This window comes from Mycobacterium sp. E2497, from assembly GCF_001668695.1.
In the GTDB taxonomy this organism is placed as follows: domain Bacteria; phylum Actinomycetota; class Actinomycetes; order Mycobacteriales; family Mycobacteriaceae; genus Mycobacterium.
Genome location: NZ_LZKD01000207.1, coordinates 19,478 through 36,801 on the forward strand (window position 1 = coordinate 19,478; position 17,324 = coordinate 36,801).

A 17,324-nucleotide genomic window follows, 5' to 3' on the forward strand; every position below is an offset into this window, starting at 1 on the left:
CCTCAGACCGGTCGCGTCAGCCACAGGTTATCGGTGGACTCGGCCGCATACGGCCCGCCCGCGGCGCCGGTCTGCAGCACCAGATCGAATGCCTCGGCACGCATCCGGCGATCTGTGTAGAGCAGGGCGATCACCCCGGCGTTGAACGGCGCGGTGATGATCTCGCCGATCGCGGCGCCCACCGACGCGACCGCGGTGCTGACCAGGAAGGCCGCGGTGGACGTGCCGACCGGGAAGAACTTGCTGGCGATCTCGAACGGCACCGAGACCGCGCCCGCGACAACGGAGGTCACCAGCAGCGACAGCAGCCGGATGCCCAGCACGCGCCAGAAGCCGTTGCGCACCAAGGCGAACGATCGGGTGATGGCGTCCAGGACGGGCAGCCGCTCCAGCACGATCAGCACGGGCGCAAACAGCACCACCGTGTACAGGTACACCAGCAAGGCGATCACGGCCAGCACCAGCGGCACGCCCAGGATGACCGCCGCCGCGCCGTTGCCGATGGCCGCCAGCACCGCGACGATCACGATCACCAGTCCGGCGACGACCGCCAGGGCGGCCCCTTCCAGCAGGGCGAGACCGAACAACGGCACCAGGCGCCCGCGGATCCTGGCCCACGTCTCGCCGATGGTGATCGGCGAGCCGAACACCGCCCGCCCGACGATGACGGTGAGCATCCCGGACAGCAGCATGCCGCCCAGCCAGGCGACCAGGACACCGGCGCCCATCGACGTCAACCAGGCGCCGATGACCCCGCTGGTCAGCTCCTTGGCGTGGTCGGTGCTCAGCCTGCCGTAGGCCGCCAACGGCCCGTAGACGGCCAGTTTCGTGACGATCTGGATGACCACCACCACGATGGTGGTCAGTCCCAGGGTGGCTTTCGGGTTGGCGCGGACGTAGCCGACCGCGCCGTTGAAGATGTCGCCCAGGGTGAGCGGCCGCAACGGGATGATGCCGGGTTTGACCGCCGCCGGAGCACCCGGCCCGGATTGCCACGGCGGCGGGGGTCCATACCCCGGTGGGGGGCCGTAACCCGGTGGCGGTCCATACCCCGGTGGTGGGCCGTAACCCGGTGGTGGGCCGTAACCCAAGGGTTGCCCGTAGGCCGGTGGTGGCCCGTAACCCGGTGGTGGGCCGTAACCGGGTGGGGGTCCGTATCCCGGGGGTGAGCGATACCCCGGTGGTGGGCCGTAGCCCGGTGGCGGGCCAACCGGATAGCCAGGGGGCGGCGCGCTCAACGTGTTCCGCGGCGTCTGCGAGCGGGCCCGTCGTTCGTCATGGGCTCCATCCTGTCGGTGGTCCGGGCATTTCTCAATCATGGCCAGGCCGCCGGCGCGTAGCGTTCTCGGCATGGCGGAACTCAAATCCCGGCTGCGGGCCGACCTGACCGATGCGATGAAGAGCAAGGACAAGCTGCGCACGGCGACCCTGCGCCTCCTGCTCGCCGCGATCCAAACCGAGGAGGTGTCCGGCAAGCAGGCCAAAGACCTCTCCGACGACGAGGTGATCAAGGTGCTGGCCCGGGAGTCCCGTAAGCGTGCCGAGTCGGCGGAGATCTACACGCAGAACGGCCGCGGGGAGTTGGCCGCCAACGAGCACGCCGAGGCGCGCATCATCGACGAGTATTTGCCGACGCCGCTCACCGAGGCCGAACTGGCCGACGTCGCCGACACCGCCATCGCCCAGGTCGCCGAGGAGATCGGCGAGCGTCCGAGCATGAAGCAGATGGGGATGGTGATGAAGGCGGCCACCGCGATCGCGGCCGGCAAGGCCGACGGGGCCCGGTTGTCGGCGGCGGTCAAGGACCGCCTGTAGGCGAGACCAGCACCCGGGTGCCGTCGGCGGCCCGCCGGGTGACGCGCCGGGCGTCGAGCTGCTCGAGCAACGGCACGGCGACCCGCCGGGTGGTGCCCAGCGCCCGGCGCGCGTCGCTGACCGTGAACGGCTGTGGCAGCGCCGCGAGGACGCCGGCCGCCCGGTCCAGCGCGCCGGATCCCAGGACGACGCCGTCGGCGATCCGGGTCAGCCGCCCGGCGCGCACCGCCGCGGCCAGCTCCCGGGAACCCAGCTTGAGCTCGGCCAGTTCGTCGGCCTCCGGTGCCCGGAACGGCTCGGCGGCCAGCCACTCCTCGATGGTGCGCACCGCCTTGTCGACGCGGGCCGGCAGGCCGGCGCCCGGCGCGCGGACCAGCCCGTCGGCGACCTGAAGGCCGGTGCCCTCGAGCAGCGGCGGCAGCAGTTCGGCGGCGGGCAGCCCGGCCCGCTGCCGCACTGTCTCCAGCGGCATCCCCGCCGCGACGTCGTGGTCGTCGGCCCAGTGCCGCACCGCCGCGGTCGCACGCTCGCGCCGGCCGGCCCACCACCGGGGATCCACCACCCAATCCCCGACCCGCAGCCCGGCGAGCGGCAGTCCCATCGCCGTCAGGTCGGCCGCCCGGGCGCAGTCGGGCGGGCGCACCCGCCCGGTGGCGAGCTCGGCGGCCCGATCCCGGGCGGCGCCGCGGCGGCGCAGCGCCGGCGGCCGGACGTCGAGCACCTCGACACCCGCCGCGATCCGGTGCTCGCCGGGATCGCGCAGCAGTCCCACGTCGCCGACCCGCAGCGGCAGCGACCGCGCCAGCCGCAGCCGGGCCGCCGCCTCGCCCAGCGGGCGCACCTGCACCGGCACGGCCGCGGACCCGACGTGCAGCACCAGCTGGCGGTGCAGCGCGTCCGCCGACCGCAGGGCGACGTCGATCTCCGCCGTCTGCAACCACACGCCCGGCGTCCGAACGGTGTCGCCGCGGCCGATGTGCTGGCGGTCCACGCCGCGCAGGTTGAGCGCGACGCGCGCCACCGGGCCGACCGCCGGCTGGTCGTGGCCCAGCGATTGCAGCCCCCGCACCATGACGCGCCGACCGGCGTGCTCCAGCTCGTCGCCCACCCGGATCGTCCCGGCCGCCAGCGTCCCGGTCACCACGGTGCCCGCGCCCCGGACGGTGAAGCTCCGATCGACCCACAGCCGCACGTCGGCGTCCGGGTCCGGAGCCGGCAGCCGGTCGGTCAGCGCCAGCAGCTCCGCGCGCACCCGCTCCAGGTCGGTCCCGATCGCGACGGGGACCCCGGCCAGCGAGGTGGCGGCGAACCGTTCCCGCGCCTGCTCGATGGCCGGGCCGGGATCGGCGAGGTCGGCCTTGCTGATCACCACCAGCCCGTGCCGGACCCCGAGCGCGTCCAGCGCCGCGAGGTGTTCGTCGGATTGCGGCATCCAGCCCTCGGTCGCGGCGACGACGAACAACACCGCAGGGACGGTCCCCACCCCCGCCAGCATGTTGGCCACGAACCGCTCGTGCCCGGGGACGTCGACGAACGCCAGCTGTCGGCCGCCGAGCTCGGTCCACGCGAAACCGAGGTCGATGGTCAGGCCCCGGCGCCGCTCCTCGGCCAGCCGGTCCGGCCACATGCCGGTGAGCCGGTGCAGCAGGGTGGATTTGCCGTGGTCGACATGCCCGGCGGTGGCTATGACGAACATGCGAGCACCGCCGCCGCCAGCAGCGCGTCGTCCTCGGGCGCCACGGTGCGCAGGTCGAGCAGGCACCGGCCGGCCTCGAGGCGGCCGACGACCGGCGGGCTGGCCGCGCGCAGCGCGGCGGCGTAGGGCTCCGGCAGGCTCACGGCGGCGCTGGGCAGCCGGACGTCCGGCGCCCCCCCGCCGCCGACGGCCGCGACGCAGTCCACCGCCTGCGCGCCCGGCAGCGCGGCCGCCAGCGACTCCGCACGGGCGCGCAGCCCCGCCACGTCGGCGACCAGCGCTTCGGCCACCGGCGTCGGCGGCCCCGTCAGGGTCGCTTCCAGCGCGGCCAGGGTGAGCTTGTCCACCCGCAGGGCGCGCGCGGCCGGGTGGCGGCGCAGCCGTTCGATGAGCTCGGCGTCGCCCAGCAGCAGGCCCGCCTGGGGGCCGCCGAGCAGTTTGTCGCCGCTCGCGGTGACCAGGTCGGCGCCGTCGCGCAGGGCCGTCGTGGCGTCGGGCTCGTCGGGCAGCAGGGGGTGCGGGGCCAGCAGCCCGGACCCGATATCGACGACGAGGGGGACGCCCAGTCGGGACAACTCCGCGACGCTCACCGCCGAGGTGAACCCGGTGACGTGGAAGTTCGACGGGTGGACCTTCAGGACGAAACCGGTCTGCGGCCCGATCGCCTCGGTGTAGTCGCGCAGGCTGGTGCGGTTCGTGGTGCCGACCTCGCGCAGCCGCGATCCGGTGGCGGCCAGCAGCTCGGGGATGCGGAACCCGTCGCCGATCTCGACCAGCTCGCCGCGGCTGAGCACGATCTCCTTGCCCCCCGACCAGCCCCCAGCGAGCGTGAGGGCCGTCAGCAGCAGCGCGGCCGCGTTGTTGTTGACGACGTGCACCCCACCGGCGAGGGGTACCGCGCGGGCCAGCGCCGCCAGCGCGCCCCGGCCGCGGCGGCCGCGGCGGCCCGTCGCCAGGTCCAGCTCGACGTCGGTGGTGCCCGCGGCGGCGACCACGGCGTCGACGGCGGCCCGCGACAGCGGCGCGCGCCCCAGGTTGGTGTGCACGACGACGCCGGTGGCGTTGATCACGGGCCGCAGGCTCGACGCGGTGCTGGGCAGCGCGCCGAGGGCATGCTCGGCGACACGCTCGGGCTCGATCTCCCCGGCGCGCGCCCGCCGCTGCGCGTCGGCGATCACCGACTTCACCAGCGCCCGCCCCAGCACCCGCTGGGCCTCGACCAGGCGCGGATCGGCGAGCAGCGTATCGGTCCCCGGCACCCGCCGGCGCGGGTCGGTCATGTCGGGCTTGAAAGAGTATGGCGGAGGCGGACGGGAATCGAACCCGCCAGCGGCAGCGTCTGCCGTTCGACGGTTTTGAAGACCGCGCCGGTCACCAGACCGGACACGCCTCCTCGGACCATGCCGACAATTATGTATCCCGTGACCTACCGGCTGACTCAGTACGCCCACGGTGGCGGCTGCGCGTGCAAGATCCCGCCCGGCGAGCTCGAGGAGGTGGTCCGCGGGCTGGGGGTGAGCGCGCCGCGCGACCCGGTCGGCGAGCTGCTGGTCGGGCTGGAGCACGGCGACGACGCCGCCGCGGTGCGGATCGCCGACGGCACGGCGCTGATCGCGACGACGGACTTCTTCACCCCGGTGGTCGACGACGCCTACGACTGGGGGCGCATCGCGGCCACCAACGCGCTGTCGGACGTCTACGCGATGGGCGGGCGCCCGGTGGTGGCGGTGAACCTGCTGGGCTGGCCGCGCGACGTGCTGCCGTTCGAACTGGCGGCCGAGACGCTGCGCGGCGGCCTGGACGTCTGCGGCCTGGCCGGCTGCCACCTCGCCGGCGGGCACAGCGTCGACGACCCGGAACCCAAATACGGGCTGGCCGTCACCGGGATCGCGGACCCGAACCGGTTGCTGCGCAACGACTCCGGGAAGCCCGGGCTGCCGCTGTCGCTGACCAAACCGCTCGGCGTCGGCGTGCTCAACAGCAGGCACAAGGCCACCGGGGAGCGCTTCGAGCAGGCCATCCGGGTGATGACCACCCTCAACGCCGAGGCGGCCGCCGCCGCGCTGGCCGCCGGCGCCGAATGCGCAACCGACATCACCGGTTTCGGGCTGCTCGGTCATCTGCACAAGCTGGCGCGGGCCAGCGGCGTCACAGCGATCGTCGACGCGGCGGCGGTGCCCTACCTGGAGGGGGCCCGGGAGGCGCTGGCGGCCGGCTACGTCAGCGGGGGCACGCGCCGCAACCTCGACTGGGTGGCCCCGCACGCCGACCTGTCCGCGGTCGGGGAGTCCGACGCCCTGTTGCTCGCCGACGCGCAGACCTCGGGCGGCCTGCTGGTCGCCGGTGAGATACCGGGCGCCCCGGTGATCGGTGAGCTGGTGCCGCGCGGCGAGCACACGATCGTGGTGCGGTGAACCGAGCGGGGTTTCGGCGCCGCGCACTAGGGTGGTGGTCATGGCCCCGAAAAAAGACATGCGGAAGCTTTTCCTCGAGTGGCCCGTCGTACGTCAGCTGCGTTCGGGCGACAAGCTCGGCCGCGGCTCGGCCGTGACCTCGAAGCGCACCCGCGCCGTCACGCCGCGCACGACGACGGCCGACCGCGTGGTGCAGAGCATCTGCCCCTATTGCGCGGTCGGTTGCGGGCAGCGGGTCTACGTCAAGGACGAACGGGTGGTCCAGATCGAGGGCGACCCGGACTCGCCGATCTCGCGAGGCCGCCTGTGCCCCAAGGGTGCTGCCAGTGAACAGCTGGTGAACTCGCCCGGCCGGCAGTTGCAGGTGCTCTACCGCGCCCCCCGGGCGACCGAATGGCAGCCCCTCGAGCTGGACACCGCGATCGACATGATCGCCGACCGGTTCGTCGAGTCCCGCCGCCACACCTGGCAGGACATCGACAAGAAGGGCAACCTGTTGCGCCGCACCATGGGCATCGCCGCGCTGGGCGGGGCGACGCTGGACAACGAAGAGAACTACCTCATCAAGAAGCTCTTCACCGCCGCGGGCGCCATTCAGATCGAGAACCAAGCTCGCATTTGACACTCCGCCACGGTTCCCGGTCTGGGAGCCTCCTTCGGGCGCGGCGGCGCCACCCAAACACTGCAGGACATGGCGAACGCCGATTGCATCGTCATCCAGGGCTCGAACATGGCCGAGTGCCACCCGGTGGGTTTCCAGTGGGTCGAGGAGGCCCGGGCCCGCGGCGCGCGGGTGATCCACGTGGACCCGCGCTTCACCCGCACCTCGGCGGTGTCGGACAAACACATCCCGATCCGGGCCGGTTCGGACGTGGTGCTGCTCGGCGCGTTGATCAACCACATCCTCGGTAATGATCTGTGGTTCAAGGAGTACGTGGTCGCCTACACCAACGCCGCCACGTTGATCAACGAAAAGTTCAGGGACACCGAGGATCTGAACGGCCTGTTCTCCGGCTTCGACCCCGAGACCGGGCAGTACGACACCTCGACGTGGGCGTACGAGCAGGAGAGCAACGGCCAGATCGAGTCCGCCGGCGGCGACCACACGCACGGTGCCACCGCGTCACCGAGCGCGGCGGGCGACGAGCACGGCAGCGGCGGCCCGCCGCTCGCGCACGCCCGGGTGAAGCGGGACGAAACCCTGCAGCACCCGCGCACGGTCTTCCAGATCCTCAAGCGCCACTACGCCCGCTACACCCCGGAGATGGTCACCGACGTCTGTGGCATCAGCCGCGCGGATTTCGACTACCTCGCGCACTCCATCGTCGAGAACTCCGGGCGCGAGCGCACCACCTGCTTCGCCTACGCCGTCGGGTGGACGCAGCACACCCTCGGCGCCCAATTCATCCGCACCGCAACCATTCTGCAGCTCCTGCTGGGCAACGTGGGCCGGCCGGGCAGCGGCATCATGGCGCTGCGCGGCCACGCCACCATCCAGGGCTCCACGGACATCCCGACGCTGTTCAACCTGCTGCCCGGCTACCTGCCCATGCCCAAGGCCGGCATGCACGACACCCTGGCCGACTATCTCGACGCGGTGGGATCGAAGAAGCAGAAGGGGTTCTGGGCCAACTCCGACACCTATGCGATCAGCCTGCTCAAGGCGTGGTGGGGGGAGGCGGCCACCAAGGACAACGACTGGGCCTACGACTACCTGCCGCGGCTGTCCGGGCCGCACGGCACCTACCAGACCGTGATGGGCATGCTGGCCGACGAGGTGGAGGGCTACTTCCTGCTCGGCCAGAACCCCGCGGTCGGGTCGGCGCACGGCCGGATGCAGCGGATGGGCATGTCCCACCTCAAGTGGCTGGTGGTGCGCGACCTCAACCTCATCGAGTCGGCCACCTGGTGGAAGGACGGGCCCGAAATCGCTTCGGGCGAACTGAAAACGGAGGACATCGAGACCGAGGTGTTCTTCCTGCCCGCCGCCACGCACGTGGAGAAGGCCGGATCGTTCACCCAGACCCAGCGCCTGGTGCAGTGGCGCCACAAGGCCGTCGAGCCGCCGGGCCAGTGTCAGAGCGAGTTGCAATTCTTCTTCGAACTCGGCAGGCGGATCAGGCAGCGGTTGGCCGGGTCGACCGACGAGCGCGACCGGCCCCTGCTGGACCTGACGTGGGACTACCCGACCGACGAGCACGGCGAGCCCGACGGCGAAGCCGTGCTGGCCGAGATCAACGGGTATCACACCGCCGACCGCGCGCCGCTGTCGTCGTACACCGAGTTGCGCGCCGACGGGTCGACCGCCGCCGGTTGCTGGATCTACACGGGCGTCTACGCGAACGCCACCAACCAGGCCGCCCGCCGCGTCCCGCGCGGCGGTGACTCGCCGAGCCAGCACGAGTGGGGCTGGGCGTGGCCCGCCGACCGGAGAATCCTCTACAACCGCGCGTCGGCCGACCCGGACGGCAAGCCGTGGAGCGAACGCAAGAAATACGTGTGGTGGGACGCGGACCAGCGGCGCTGGGTCGGGTATGACGTGCCCGACTTCGTGGCCGACCGGGCGCCGGGCAGCCGGCCCGATCCCGACGTCGGCGGTCCCGACGCGCTCGCCGGGGACGACCCGTTCATCATGCAGGCCGACGGCAAGGCGTGGCTGTTCGCGCCGAAGGGCTTGGTCGACGGCCCGCTGCCCACGCACTACGAACCACAGGAGTCCCCGGTCGCCAACGCGTTGTACCCCCAGCAGCGCAACCCGGGACGAATCACCTTCCCGCGCAAGGACAATCTGAGCGCGCCCAGCGCAGGCGAGCCGGGTGCCGACGTGTATCCGTACGTGTTCACCACCTACCGGCTCACCGAGCATCACACCGCCGGCGGGATGAGCCGGTGGCTGCCCTACCTCTCGGAGCTGCAGCCGGAGATGTTCTGCGAGGTGTCCCCGGAGCTGGCCGCCGAACGTGGCCTCGAGCCGTATGGGTGGGCCACCATCGTCTCGCCGCGCGCGGCGATCGAGGCGCGGGTGCTGGTCACCAAACGCGTTGCGCCGCTGGTGATCAACGGTCACACCGTGCATCAGATCGGCCTGCCGTATCACTGGGGCGTCGGCGGTGACGCCGTCGTGAGCGGGGACGCGGCCAACGATCTGCTGGGCATCACGCTGGACCCCAACGTGCAGATCCAGGAGTCCAAGGCCGGCTCGTGTGACATCCGGCCGGGGCGCCGGCCGCAGGGCGAGGATCTGCTGCGGCTGATCGCCGAGTATCAGTCCCGCTCGGGGGCCACCACCGAGACCGGCAACGTGCGGATCGACGACGGCGTCTGGGAAGGGGGAGCCGATGGGTCAGCTGAGCGGACCGACCGACCCGACGAGTGACGCGGGCTGGGCAGAACCCAAGCCGCGCAAGGGCTTCTTCACCGACACCTCGATCTGCATCGGCTGCAAGGCCTGCGAGGTCGCGTGCAAGGAGTGGAACCGCAACCCCCGCGACGGCGACCTGGAGCTCCTGGGTTCGTCCTATGACAACACCGGCGCGCTGGGCGCCAGCACCTGGCGGCACGTCGCCTTCATCGAGCAGGACCGCGACCGCATCGAGGAGGCGCGCGAATCCGGGCGCGCCCTCACCGATTTGGGCATGCCGGCGCTGCCGGGTGCCGCGTCGGAGCCGGACCTCACCCCGCCCGACACCCCGGAGTTCCGCTGGCTGATGTCGTCGGACGTGTGCAAGCACTGCACGCACGCCGGCTGCCTGGACGTCTGCCCGACTGGTGCGTTGTTCCGCACCGAGTTCGGCACGGTCGTCGTGCAGGACGACGTCTGCAACGGGTGCGGCACCTGCGTGGCCGGGTGCCCGTTCGGCGTGGTCGAACGCCGCAGCGACGGCACCTACGCGACGCCCGCGCAGCGGCCGGGCCGCCCGACCGAGAAGTTCGCCACCGGGGTCGCCCAGAAGTGCACGCTGTGCTACGACCGCCTGGTCGAGGACCAGATCCCGGCGTGCGCCCAGACCTGCCCGACGACGTCGATCAAGTTCGGCGACCACGACGACCTGGTCATCACGGCGCGGGAACGGGTGGCCGCGCTGCGCGCCCAGGGGCTCACGGAGGCCCGCCTCTACGGGGCGAACGAACACGACGGCGTGGGTGGCACCGGGTCGATCTTCCTGCTGCTCGACGAGCCCGAGGTCTACGGCCTGCCGCCGGACCCGCGGGTGTGCACGGCCGACCTGCCCCAGATGTTCAAACGAGCCGGCGTGGCCGCGGCGGGCATGTTCGCCGCCGCGGCGCTGGCCTTCTGGAAAGGCCGGTGAAAAGCCCATGAGCACTTCGGAATACGACAGCCTGCGCCCGCCCGAGCCCGTCGGCGGTCGGCGCAAGCGGCAGCGCAGGGGCCGCCGGGGCGGCGGCAGGAGTTTTGATGGTTCCCGCGAGACGCCGATGGTGCCCGAAGCGGAATTCAGCTCCTACTACGGGCGTCCGGTGGTCAAGCCGCCGCCCTGGGAGTCCGAGGTGGCCGCGTACCTGTTCCTGGGCGGCGTCGCGGGCGGCTCCGGCCTGCTGGCGGCCGGCGCGCAGCTCACCGGCCGCACCAGGCTGCGCCGCAACACCCGCCTCACCGGCTTGGCGGCCGTCCTGTTGAGCCTCGTCGCGCTGGTGAAGGACCTGGGCCGGCCCGAGCGGTTCCTGCACATGCTGCGCACGTTCAAGCTCACCTCGCCGATGAACCTCGGCTCGTGGATCCTGACCTCCTTCAGCGCCGGGATCGGGGTGGCCGCCGCGTCCGAGGTCGATCGGATGACGGGGGAGCGGCTACCGCTGGGGCCGCTGCGGCCGGTGCTGCGCGCCGTCGAGGGGCCGGCCGGCCTGGAGGCGGCGCTCCTCGCCCCGCCGCTGGCCGTCTACACCGCGGTGCTGCTTTCCGACACGGCGACGCCGACCTGGAACGCCGCCCACGAGGACCTGCCGTTCGTGTTCGTCAGTTCGGCGAGCCTGGCCGCGTCGGGGTTGGCGATGCTCACCACCCCGGTCGACGAGGCCGGCCCGGCCCGCACACTGGCCATGCTCGGTGTGATCGGTGACCTGGTGGCGACGAGGCTGATGGAGCGCCGGATGGACCCGGTCGCCGCCGAACCGCTGCACCACGGCGCCCCGGGCCGGATGCTGCGGTGGAGCGAACGGCTGGTGATCGCCGGCGGGTTGGGCACGCTGCTCGGGGGCCGCAACCGCGCCGTCGCGGCGGTGTCCGGCCTGGCGCTGGCGACGGCGTCAGCGCTGACCCGTTTCGGCGTGTTCGAGGCGGGGCTGGAATCGGCGCGCCACCCCCGCTACACGATCGAGCCGCAGAAACGCCGGCTGGCGGCGCGCCGCGCGGCGGGTGTCACGGGGGACTCGATCACCACCGCGGGCTGAGCGGTGCGCTAAGGCGCAGGGGCCCCAGGTCGCGAGCGTAACGTCACCGCGATTCTGGGCCCCATTTTTCGCAGTGCCGTTACGCTCGCGACGGGGGTGGCCCGGCGCGGCGGTTTGCGCCCGGCGGGCCGGGGTAACCATAGCAGCATGACGCATTTTGGCTACACTCTGATGACCGAACAGAGTGGACCCAAAGACCTTGTCCGCCAAGCTGTTTCCGCCGAAGAGCGCGGCTTCGACTTCGAGGTGTGCAGCGACCACTTCTCCCCCTGGCTGACATCGCAGGGGCATGCGCCCAACGCCTGGACCGTGCTGGGCGCGGTGGCGCACGCCACCGAACGGGTGGACCTCTACACGTATGTGACGTGCCCGACGATGCGGTATCACCCGGCCGTCGTCGCCCAGCAGGCCGCCACCGTGCAGATCCTGTCCGATGGCCGGTTCACGCTCGGCCTCGGCACCGGCGAGAACCTCAACGAGCACATCGTCGGCCGGGGCTGGCCCACCGTCGAGCGCCGGCAGGACATGCTGCGCGAAGCGATCAAGATCATCCGCGAGCTGTTCGGCGGCCAGCTGGTGAACTTCAGCGGCGACTACTTCCAGGTGGACTCCGCACGCTTGTGGGACGTGCCCGAGGTCCCGGTCGGCATCGCGGTGGCGATGGGCGGCGCCAAGGCCATCGACAAATTCGGCCGGCTGGCCGACCACTTCGTTGCGGTCGAGCCGGACGGGGAGCTCGTCGACGCCTGGCACGCCGCGCGGCAGGCCGGCAACCTCGCCGGCGGCGGCCGCGTCGTCGGCCAGATCCCCGTGTGCTGGGACCCCGACCGCGACACCGCGATCCAACGCGCCCATGACCAGTTTCGCTGGTTCGCCGGGGGCTGGAAGGTCAACGCCGACCTGCCGACGCCGGCCGGCTTCGCCGGCGCGACCCAATTCGTCCGCCCCGAAGACGTCGCCGAGTCCATCCCCTGCGGGCCCGACCTCGATGCGATCGTCGAGGCCGTCCGGCCCTACTGGGAGGCCGGATTCACCGACGTGGCGCTGGTCCAGGTCGGCGGGGAATCCCAGGACCTCTTCCTCAAAGAAGCCGCCGAACCTTTGCTTGCCGCACTGCGCAGCGCAGCAAACTGATCCCACGTTTGGGCGGTATCGGCCCGGGTATCCGGCCTCAATCGCGCGTCCACCGAGTACGGGCCGGTGTGGCGCGCGAACGATCTGCAAAGCGGCTGTCCGCCAGCAACTTTGACCGATTTGTGTTCGCCGCAAGGCAAGGAGAGCTGACGATGGGCAATGGATCCGCCAACACCACCTCGGCCCTGGTGAAGGCGCTCAGCGGCGCCAGCTTCGGACTGGGCCTGAGCGAGTTGGTGGCCCCCGGAAAAGTTGCCGCAGTGGCGGGTGTCGACGACACCGCCCGGTCGCGGCGGGTCATCCGCGCGCTGGGCACGCGGGAATGCGGCCACGGTGCGGCGCTGCTGGCCGGTCCCGACAAGCTGGTGTGGACCCGGGTGGTCGGCGACGTCCTGGACATGGGCCTGCTGGTGGCCGGGGCGGCCGCGCGCGGCCCGGGGCGGCGACGGCAGGGCGCCATCTCGGCGGTGTTGCTCACCGGCATAGCGGGGCTCGACGTGTACACGGCCCTGCGCACGGTCAACGGCGGCGGCCGGCACGTCAACAAGGCTCGGCACCGCACCCTGCGCGCGGCGGTCACCGTGCGGCGCCCGCCCGAGGAGGTGTACCGCTTTTGGCGCGACCTGGAAAACCTGCCCAGCTTCACGCACCACCTGCAGGAGGTCACCCCCGGCGCCGACGGACAGTCGCACTGGGTCGCCAACGCCCCGGCCGGACAGTCGGTGCAGTGGGACGCGCAGATCACCGAGGACGACACCAATAGGCGGATCGCGTGGCAGTCGCTGCCCGGCTCGGTGATCGAGAACGGCGGCAGCGTCGAGTTCACGCCGACCGCCACCGGCGACGGCACGGAAGTCCGCGTCAGGATCGGCTATCACATCCCCGGAGGCCTGTTCGGAAAGGCCGCGGCAAGCCTGTTCGGCGAGTCCCCCGAACAACAAGTGAACGACGACCTCCGGCGTTTCAAGCAGATTCTCGAAACCGGCCAGGTGCTGCGTTCGGACGGGTCCCCCGAAGGGGCCGCGGCGGCCGGGCAGCTGCACCAGCGGCCCGCTCAACCCAACAAAGGAGCAAGCCTATGAGGGCCACCGTCTACGCGGGCCGCAACAGCGTCCGGGTGGAGTCCGTTCCGGACCCCAAGATTCTCAACGATCGCGACGCCATCGTGCGCATCACCTCCACGGCGATCTGCGGTTCCGATCTTCACCTGTACGACGGCTACATCCCCACCGTCAAGCACGGCGACGTGCTCGGGCACGAATTCATGGGCGAGGTGGTCGAAGTCGGCAAGGCGGTCAACAACCTGGCCGTCGGTGATCGGGTGGTGGTGCCGTTCCCGATCGCGTGTGGGGCATGCTCTGCCTGCCGGCGCGACCTGTACTCACTATGCGAGAACTCCAATCCGAACGCCGGAATCGCCGAGAAATTCATGGGTCACTCCCCGGCCGGCCTGTTCGGGTACTCGCACATGCTCGGCGGCTTCGCCGGCGGTCAGGCCGAATACGCTCGGGTGCCGTTCGCCGATGTGGGCCCGCTGAGGATCGAAGACGACCTGACCGACGAGCAGGTCCTGTTCCTGTCCGACATCCTCCCGACCGGATACATGGGCGCGGAGATGTGCAACATCACCCCTGGCGACGTGGTCGCGGTGTGGGGTGCGGGCCCGGTCGGCCTGTTCGCGATCATGAGCGCGTATCTGCTCGGGGCATCGAAAGTCATTGCCGTCGACCGCGTTCCGTATCGACTCGAATTGGCGAAGCAGATCGGCGCCACACCGGTCAACTTCGCCGAGACGCCGGTCCTCGAGGAGCTTCGGGACATCACCGCCGGCCGGGGACCCGACCATTGCATCGACGCCGCCGGCATGGAAGCGCGCAGCGGGTCTGCCCCGGTGGACGCCTATGACCGCGTCAAGCAGGCGGCGCGCCTGGAAACCGAACGCCCGCATGCCATCCGGGAAGCGGCGATGAGCTGCCGCAACGGCGGCACGATTTCGATCATCGGGGTGTACGGCGGACTGATGGACAAGTTCCCGATCGGGGCGGTCATGAACCGGTCGCTCACCATCAAGACCGGCCAGTGTCACGTGCACCGCTACATGCGGCCGCTGCTGGACCGGATCCGCAACGGCGACATCGACCCGACCATCATCGTCAGCCACCACCTGACCCTTGATCAGGCGCCGCACGGATACGAGATCTTCAAGAACAAAGAGGACGGCTGCACCAAAGTCATCCTCAATCCGAGTTGACCGGAAGTAAGGAAGGGGAATCGCCGTGGCAAATGAATTGCAGGGCAAGAAAGTCGCGATTCTCGCCGCCGATGGCGTCGAGAAGGTAGAACTCGAACAACCCCGTTCGGCGCTCGAGGGAGCGGGCGCCCAGGTCGAGTTGCTTTCGCTGAAAACCGGCGAAATCCAGGCCCGCAACCACGATCTGGAGCCGGCCGGAACCTTCGAAGTCGACCGGGCAGTCTCGGACGCATCGGTCTCCGAATTCGACGGCCTGGTGCTGCCCGGCGGCACCGTCAACCCGGACAAGCTGCGGATGGACAGCTCCGCCGTGTCCTTCGTGCGCGACTTCGCCGCCTCCGGAAAGCCGGTCGCCGCGATTTGTCACGGTCCCTGGACGCTGCTGGAAGCCGGCGTGGCAAAGGGCCGCACGCTCACGTCGTATCCGTCCATCCGCACCGACCTTCGCAACGCCGGGGCGAACGTGGTGGACGAGGAGGTCGTCGTCGACGGCAATCTGATCACCAGTCGATCACCCAAGGACCTCCCCGCGTTTTGCGCGACCACCGTGCAGCAATTAGCACACGCGCCTGCGGGTTAGCCGAAAAGGGCCTTCCCGCACTCCGTTTGAAGCCACCGGTTTGCGGGCATTACACAGGCCAAGCAGTGATCGCCGCGGCGATCCGTCGAAAGGCCAAAGTTGACCACAACATATCCCGGACCCGTTGTTTCTGCTGCCTCGAACGTTTATCAGCCGCAAGATGATTCCCGATTGCTGGTGGGCGTAATGGCAGAAAGCGGACTCATACCGGGCCGGCGTGTTCTCGACTTGTGCACGGGCAGCGGATTTGTCGCGATCGCCGCCGCCGAAATGGGCGCCGCCGGTGTCACGGCCTTCGACATTTGTCCGCAGGCGGTGGGCTGTTCGCGCGGCAACGCCGTCGCCGCCGGCGTGCACGTCGACGTCCGCAACGGCACGTGGAGCGACGCACTGGACTGCGCGCCGTTCGACGTCGTCGTGTCCAACCCGCCGTACGTGCCCGCACCGCCGCACGACGACACGGCGGCGATCCCGGTGAGCGCGGGGCCGTCGTGGGCGTGGAACGCCGGCCCGGACGGGCGGATGGTGCTGGATCCGCTGTGCGAAGCGGCGCCGAAGTTGTTGTGCGACGGCGGAACCCTGCTGTTGGTGCACTCGGCCCTGGCCGGTGTCCAGCAATCGCTGGACGCGCTGAAATGGGCCGGCATGGACGCGAAAGTCGTTGCGTCGAAATGGATACCGTTCGGCCCCGTGATGACGGCGCGGGCGGCCTGGCTGCAGAGCGGCGGGTTGATACCGCCCGGCCGCCGGGAGGAGGAGCTGATCGTGATCCGGGCGGACAAGCGATGAGCGGCACCCGGGTACAGGTGGTTGTGGGCGGACCGGTGCTCGTGGCCGGCCCGGTGAGCATCGAGATGCCCGACGGGGAGGTCGTCGAATCCGACCGGTTCATGGTCGCCATCTGCACCTGCCGGCGCAGCGACAACTATCCGTTGTGCGACACCAGCCACCGGCGATGCCGGAATCTGTCCCGGCGGACGCTTAGTCCAGCGCCCTCCGCAACGACGTCCGATCCTGCTGCCACGACGCCATAACGGCGTCGGCCAACCGGTTTTCGACCGCGGCATGCGCGCGGATCCCGAACACAACGTCGCGATCGAGCTGTGGCTCCCGGGCGACGAGGTCCCCGACGACATCGATGCGCACCACGTGTTCGTGCACCGCGTCGGCCTCGACGTGCTCGGCGTAGAACTCCACGCACGCGGACGGCGCCCCCATCCGCTGCAGGGCTTGCACCATGCGCCGGGACCCCGGCGGTGACGTGATCTCGGTTGACGCGAAGTGCCCGATGGCGGCGCCGCGCAACTCGCGGTGCAGCCCGAAGAGCGACATCAGGTTCACCGCCGCCAGCGCCTCGGCGGTGACAACGTCCGCATAGGCCAGGTACGTCGTGTCGAGGCCCGCGGCCGCCATCAGGTCGGCGAAGAGCTGCTGATGCAACCGGGGGCCCCGCCCGGCGCCGTATTCGTCGAATTCGATTGCCACGAAAGCCGCTTTGGCGACACCCATCAGTCGCGGGATCGCCCACGCGTGGGGATCGCCCTCTTTGAGGTGATACACCGAGCGGTGCACGAAGTATTCGCGCATCTGCTGCCACGTTCCGGTGTCGCGCAAGTAATACGACGGGCCGGTGCCGTCGGCCGGTTCGACCGAGATGGCCTCCATTTCGGCGGCCGCGGTCTGGTCGTCCGCGATGGGCCCGACGTCGCGGCGCACACCGGCCAGGAAGACGCGTTCCAGTTCGGCGCGCAGGGCCAGCAGCGCCGGATTCCACTCCCAGGCCGGATCCACCCCCGCGAATCCGCGGTAGTGCAACTCGTAGCACATGCACAGCGCCAGCTGCAGGTCCAGGCCGTAGGGATCCGAATCGCGCACCGACGCGCCGATGCGCGTCAGGTGGTCATGCGACGGCGGCCCCGTCAGGGCGCGACGAACCGCTGTCGACAACGGCCCGTGTGCCGCAGGCAGGACGGGTTCGGTCGAGATCGATGCGCGGGTCACGCTCACGACTACCCGCAATCCAGG

General features: G+C 70.8%; 15 protein-coding genes and 1 tRNA gene. 11 read left to right on the plus strand and 5 right to left on the minus strand.

Features of this window, described 5'->3' with window-relative positions; all coding sequences use genetic code 11:
• Positions 1 to 2: 2 nt before the first annotated feature.
• Entirely contained in the window at positions 3 to 1,352 is a 1,350-nt protein-coding gene (locus tag A5713_RS18735) for a hypothetical protein (protein ID WP_197516411.1), read from the minus strand.
• Here A5713_RS18735 and A5713_RS18740 point away from each other — a divergent pair.
• Positions 1,351 to 1,815: a GatB/YqeY domain-containing protein gene (locus A5713_RS18740; protein WP_068097961.1), complete on the plus strand. Its 465-nt coding sequence runs from the start codon at positions 1,351 to 1,353 to the stop codon at positions 1,813 to 1,815. The genes A5713_RS18735 and A5713_RS18740 overlap by 2 nt on opposite strands.
• On the opposite strand, the gene A5713_RS18745 is transcribed toward A5713_RS18740, so the two are convergent.
• From A5713_RS18745 to A5713_RS18755, 3 genes are all read right to left on the minus strand, one after another.
• Positions 1,799 to 3,511, minus strand: coding sequence for a selenocysteine-specific translation elongation factor (locus tag A5713_RS18745; protein ID WP_068097962.1), 1,713 nt, complete (start codon positions 3,509 to 3,511; stop codon positions 1,799 to 1,801). The two genes, A5713_RS18740 and A5713_RS18745, sit on opposite strands and share 17 nt — an antisense overlap.
• Positions 3,499 to 4,791 (minus strand): L-seryl-tRNA(Sec) selenium transferase, encoded by a 1,293-nt coding sequence (gene selA / locus A5713_RS18750; RefSeq protein WP_068097963.1) that lies wholly within the window; start codon positions 4,789 to 4,791, stop codon positions 3,499 to 3,501. Before selA ends, A5713_RS18745 begins: the two co-directional genes overlap by 13 nt.
• Positions 4,792 to 4,809: 18 nt before the next feature.
• Positions 4,810 to 4,904: transfer RNA gene (locus A5713_RS18755), tRNA-Sec, on the minus strand.
• Positions 4,905 to 4,923: 19 nt separating this feature from the next.
• Here A5713_RS18755 and selD point away from each other — a divergent pair.
• From selD to A5713_RS27770, 10 genes are all read left to right on the plus strand, one after another.
• Positions 4,924 to 5,925 (plus strand): selenide, water dikinase SelD, encoded by a 1,002-nt coding sequence (gene selD / locus A5713_RS18760; protein ID WP_369804499.1) that lies wholly within the window; start codon positions 4,924 to 4,926, stop codon positions 5,923 to 5,925.
• Between the two features lie 58 nt (positions 5,926 to 5,983).
• Positions 5,984 to 9,301 (plus strand): formate dehydrogenase, encoded by a 3,318-nt coding sequence (fdh, locus tag A5713_RS18770; protein WP_231980519.1) that lies wholly within the window; start codon positions 5,984 to 5,986, stop codon positions 9,299 to 9,301.
• Positions 9,264 to 10,235: a 4Fe-4S dicluster domain-containing protein gene (locus A5713_RS18775; protein ID WP_068097965.1), complete on the plus strand. Its 972-nt coding sequence runs from the start codon at positions 9,264 to 9,266 to the stop codon at positions 10,233 to 10,235. Before fdh ends, A5713_RS18775 begins: the two co-directional genes overlap by 38 nt.
• 7 nt (positions 10,236 to 10,242) lie before the next feature.
• Positions 10,243 to 11,334: an NrfD/PsrC family molybdoenzyme membrane anchor subunit gene (gene nrfD, locus A5713_RS18780; RefSeq protein ID WP_068097966.1), complete on the plus strand. Its 1,092-nt coding sequence runs from the start codon at positions 10,243 to 10,245 to the stop codon at positions 11,332 to 11,334.
• Positions 11,335 to 11,481: 147 nt separating this feature from the next.
• Complete coding sequence (locus tag A5713_RS18785) at positions 11,482 to 12,468, plus strand: LLM class F420-dependent oxidoreductase (RefSeq protein WP_067928523.1); 987 nt, start codon at positions 11,482 to 11,484, stop codon at positions 12,466 to 12,468.
• A 152-nt stretch (positions 12,469 to 12,620) separates the two neighbouring features.
• The gene (locus A5713_RS18790) at positions 12,621 to 13,550 is read left to right on the plus strand and encodes an SRPBCC family protein (RefSeq protein ID WP_068097967.1); all 930 of its coding nucleotides are present in this window, start codon (positions 12,621 to 12,623) and stop codon (positions 13,548 to 13,550) included.
• A complete protein-coding gene (locus A5713_RS18795) occupies positions 13,547 to 14,719 on the plus strand; it encodes a zinc-dependent alcohol dehydrogenase (RefSeq protein WP_068097968.1) in 1,173 nt (390 codons plus the stop codon). The genes A5713_RS18790 and A5713_RS18795 overlap by 4 nt, the downstream gene beginning before the upstream one ends.
• Positions 14,720 to 14,744: 25 nt before the next feature.
• Complete coding sequence (locus A5713_RS18800; protein WP_068097969.1) at positions 14,745 to 15,299, plus strand: type 1 glutamine amidotransferase domain-containing protein; 555 nt, start codon at positions 14,745 to 14,747, stop codon at positions 15,297 to 15,299.
• A 99-nt stretch (positions 15,300 to 15,398) separates the two neighbouring features.
• The gene (locus A5713_RS18805; RefSeq protein ID WP_067922563.1) at positions 15,399 to 16,088 is read left to right on the plus strand and encodes a HemK2/MTQ2 family protein methyltransferase; all 690 of its coding nucleotides are present in this window, start codon (positions 15,399 to 15,401) and stop codon (positions 16,086 to 16,088) included.
• Complete coding sequence (locus tag A5713_RS27770; RefSeq protein ID WP_082973032.1) at positions 16,085 to 16,333, plus strand: CDGSH iron-sulfur domain-containing protein; 249 nt, start codon at positions 16,085 to 16,087, stop codon at positions 16,331 to 16,333. Before A5713_RS18805 ends, A5713_RS27770 begins: the two co-directional genes overlap by 4 nt.
• Here A5713_RS27770 and A5713_RS18810 read toward each other — a convergent pair.
• Positions 16,281 to 17,300 (minus strand): iron-containing redox enzyme family protein, encoded by a 1,020-nt coding sequence (locus A5713_RS18810; RefSeq protein WP_068097996.1) that lies wholly within the window; start codon positions 17,298 to 17,300, stop codon positions 16,281 to 16,283. The two genes, A5713_RS27770 and A5713_RS18810, sit on opposite strands and share 53 nt — an antisense overlap.
• Positions 17,301 to 17,324: the final 24 nt, after the last annotated feature.

Excerpts from the sequence above, each read along its gene's own strand:
- selA (WP_068097963.1), bottom strand. The coding sequence starts at position 4,791 with ATGACCGACCCGCGCCGGCGGGTGCCGGGGACCGATACGCTGCTCGCC.
- A5713_RS18795 (WP_068097968.1), top strand. The coding sequence starts at position 13,547 with ATGAGGGCCACCGTCTACGCGGGCCGCAACAGCGTCCGGGTGGAGTCC.
- selD (WP_369804499.1), top strand. The coding sequence starts at position 4,924 with ATGTATCCCGTGACCTACCGGCTGACTCAGTACGCCCACGGTGGCGGC.
- A5713_RS27770 (WP_082973032.1), top strand. The coding sequence starts at position 16,085 with ATGAGCGGCACCCGGGTACAGGTGGTTGTGGGCGGACCGGTGCTCGTG.
- A5713_RS18790 (WP_068097967.1), top strand. The coding sequence starts at position 12,621 with ATGGGCAATGGATCCGCCAACACCACCTCGGCCCTGGTGAAGGCGCTC.
- nrfD (WP_068097966.1), top strand. The coding sequence starts at position 10,243 with ATGAGCACTTCGGAATACGACAGCCTGCGCCCGCCCGAGCCCGTCGGC.
- A5713_RS18775 (WP_068097965.1), top strand. The coding sequence starts at position 9,264 with ATGGGTCAGCTGAGCGGACCGACCGACCCGACGAGTGACGCGGGCTGG.
- A5713_RS18740 (WP_068097961.1), top strand. The coding sequence starts at position 1,351 with ATGGCGGAACTCAAATCCCGGCTGCGGGCCGACCTGACCGATGCGATG.
- A5713_RS18745 (WP_068097962.1), bottom strand. The coding sequence starts at position 3,511 with ATGTTCGTCATAGCCACCGCCGGGCATGTCGACCACGGCAAATCCACC.
- A5713_RS18785 (WP_067928523.1), top strand. The coding sequence starts at position 11,482 with ATGACGCATTTTGGCTACACTCTGATGACCGAACAGAGTGGACCCAAA.
- A5713_RS18735 (WP_197516411.1), bottom strand. The coding sequence starts at position 1,352 with ATGCCGAGAACGCTACGCGCCGGCGGCCTGGCCATGATTGAGAAATGC.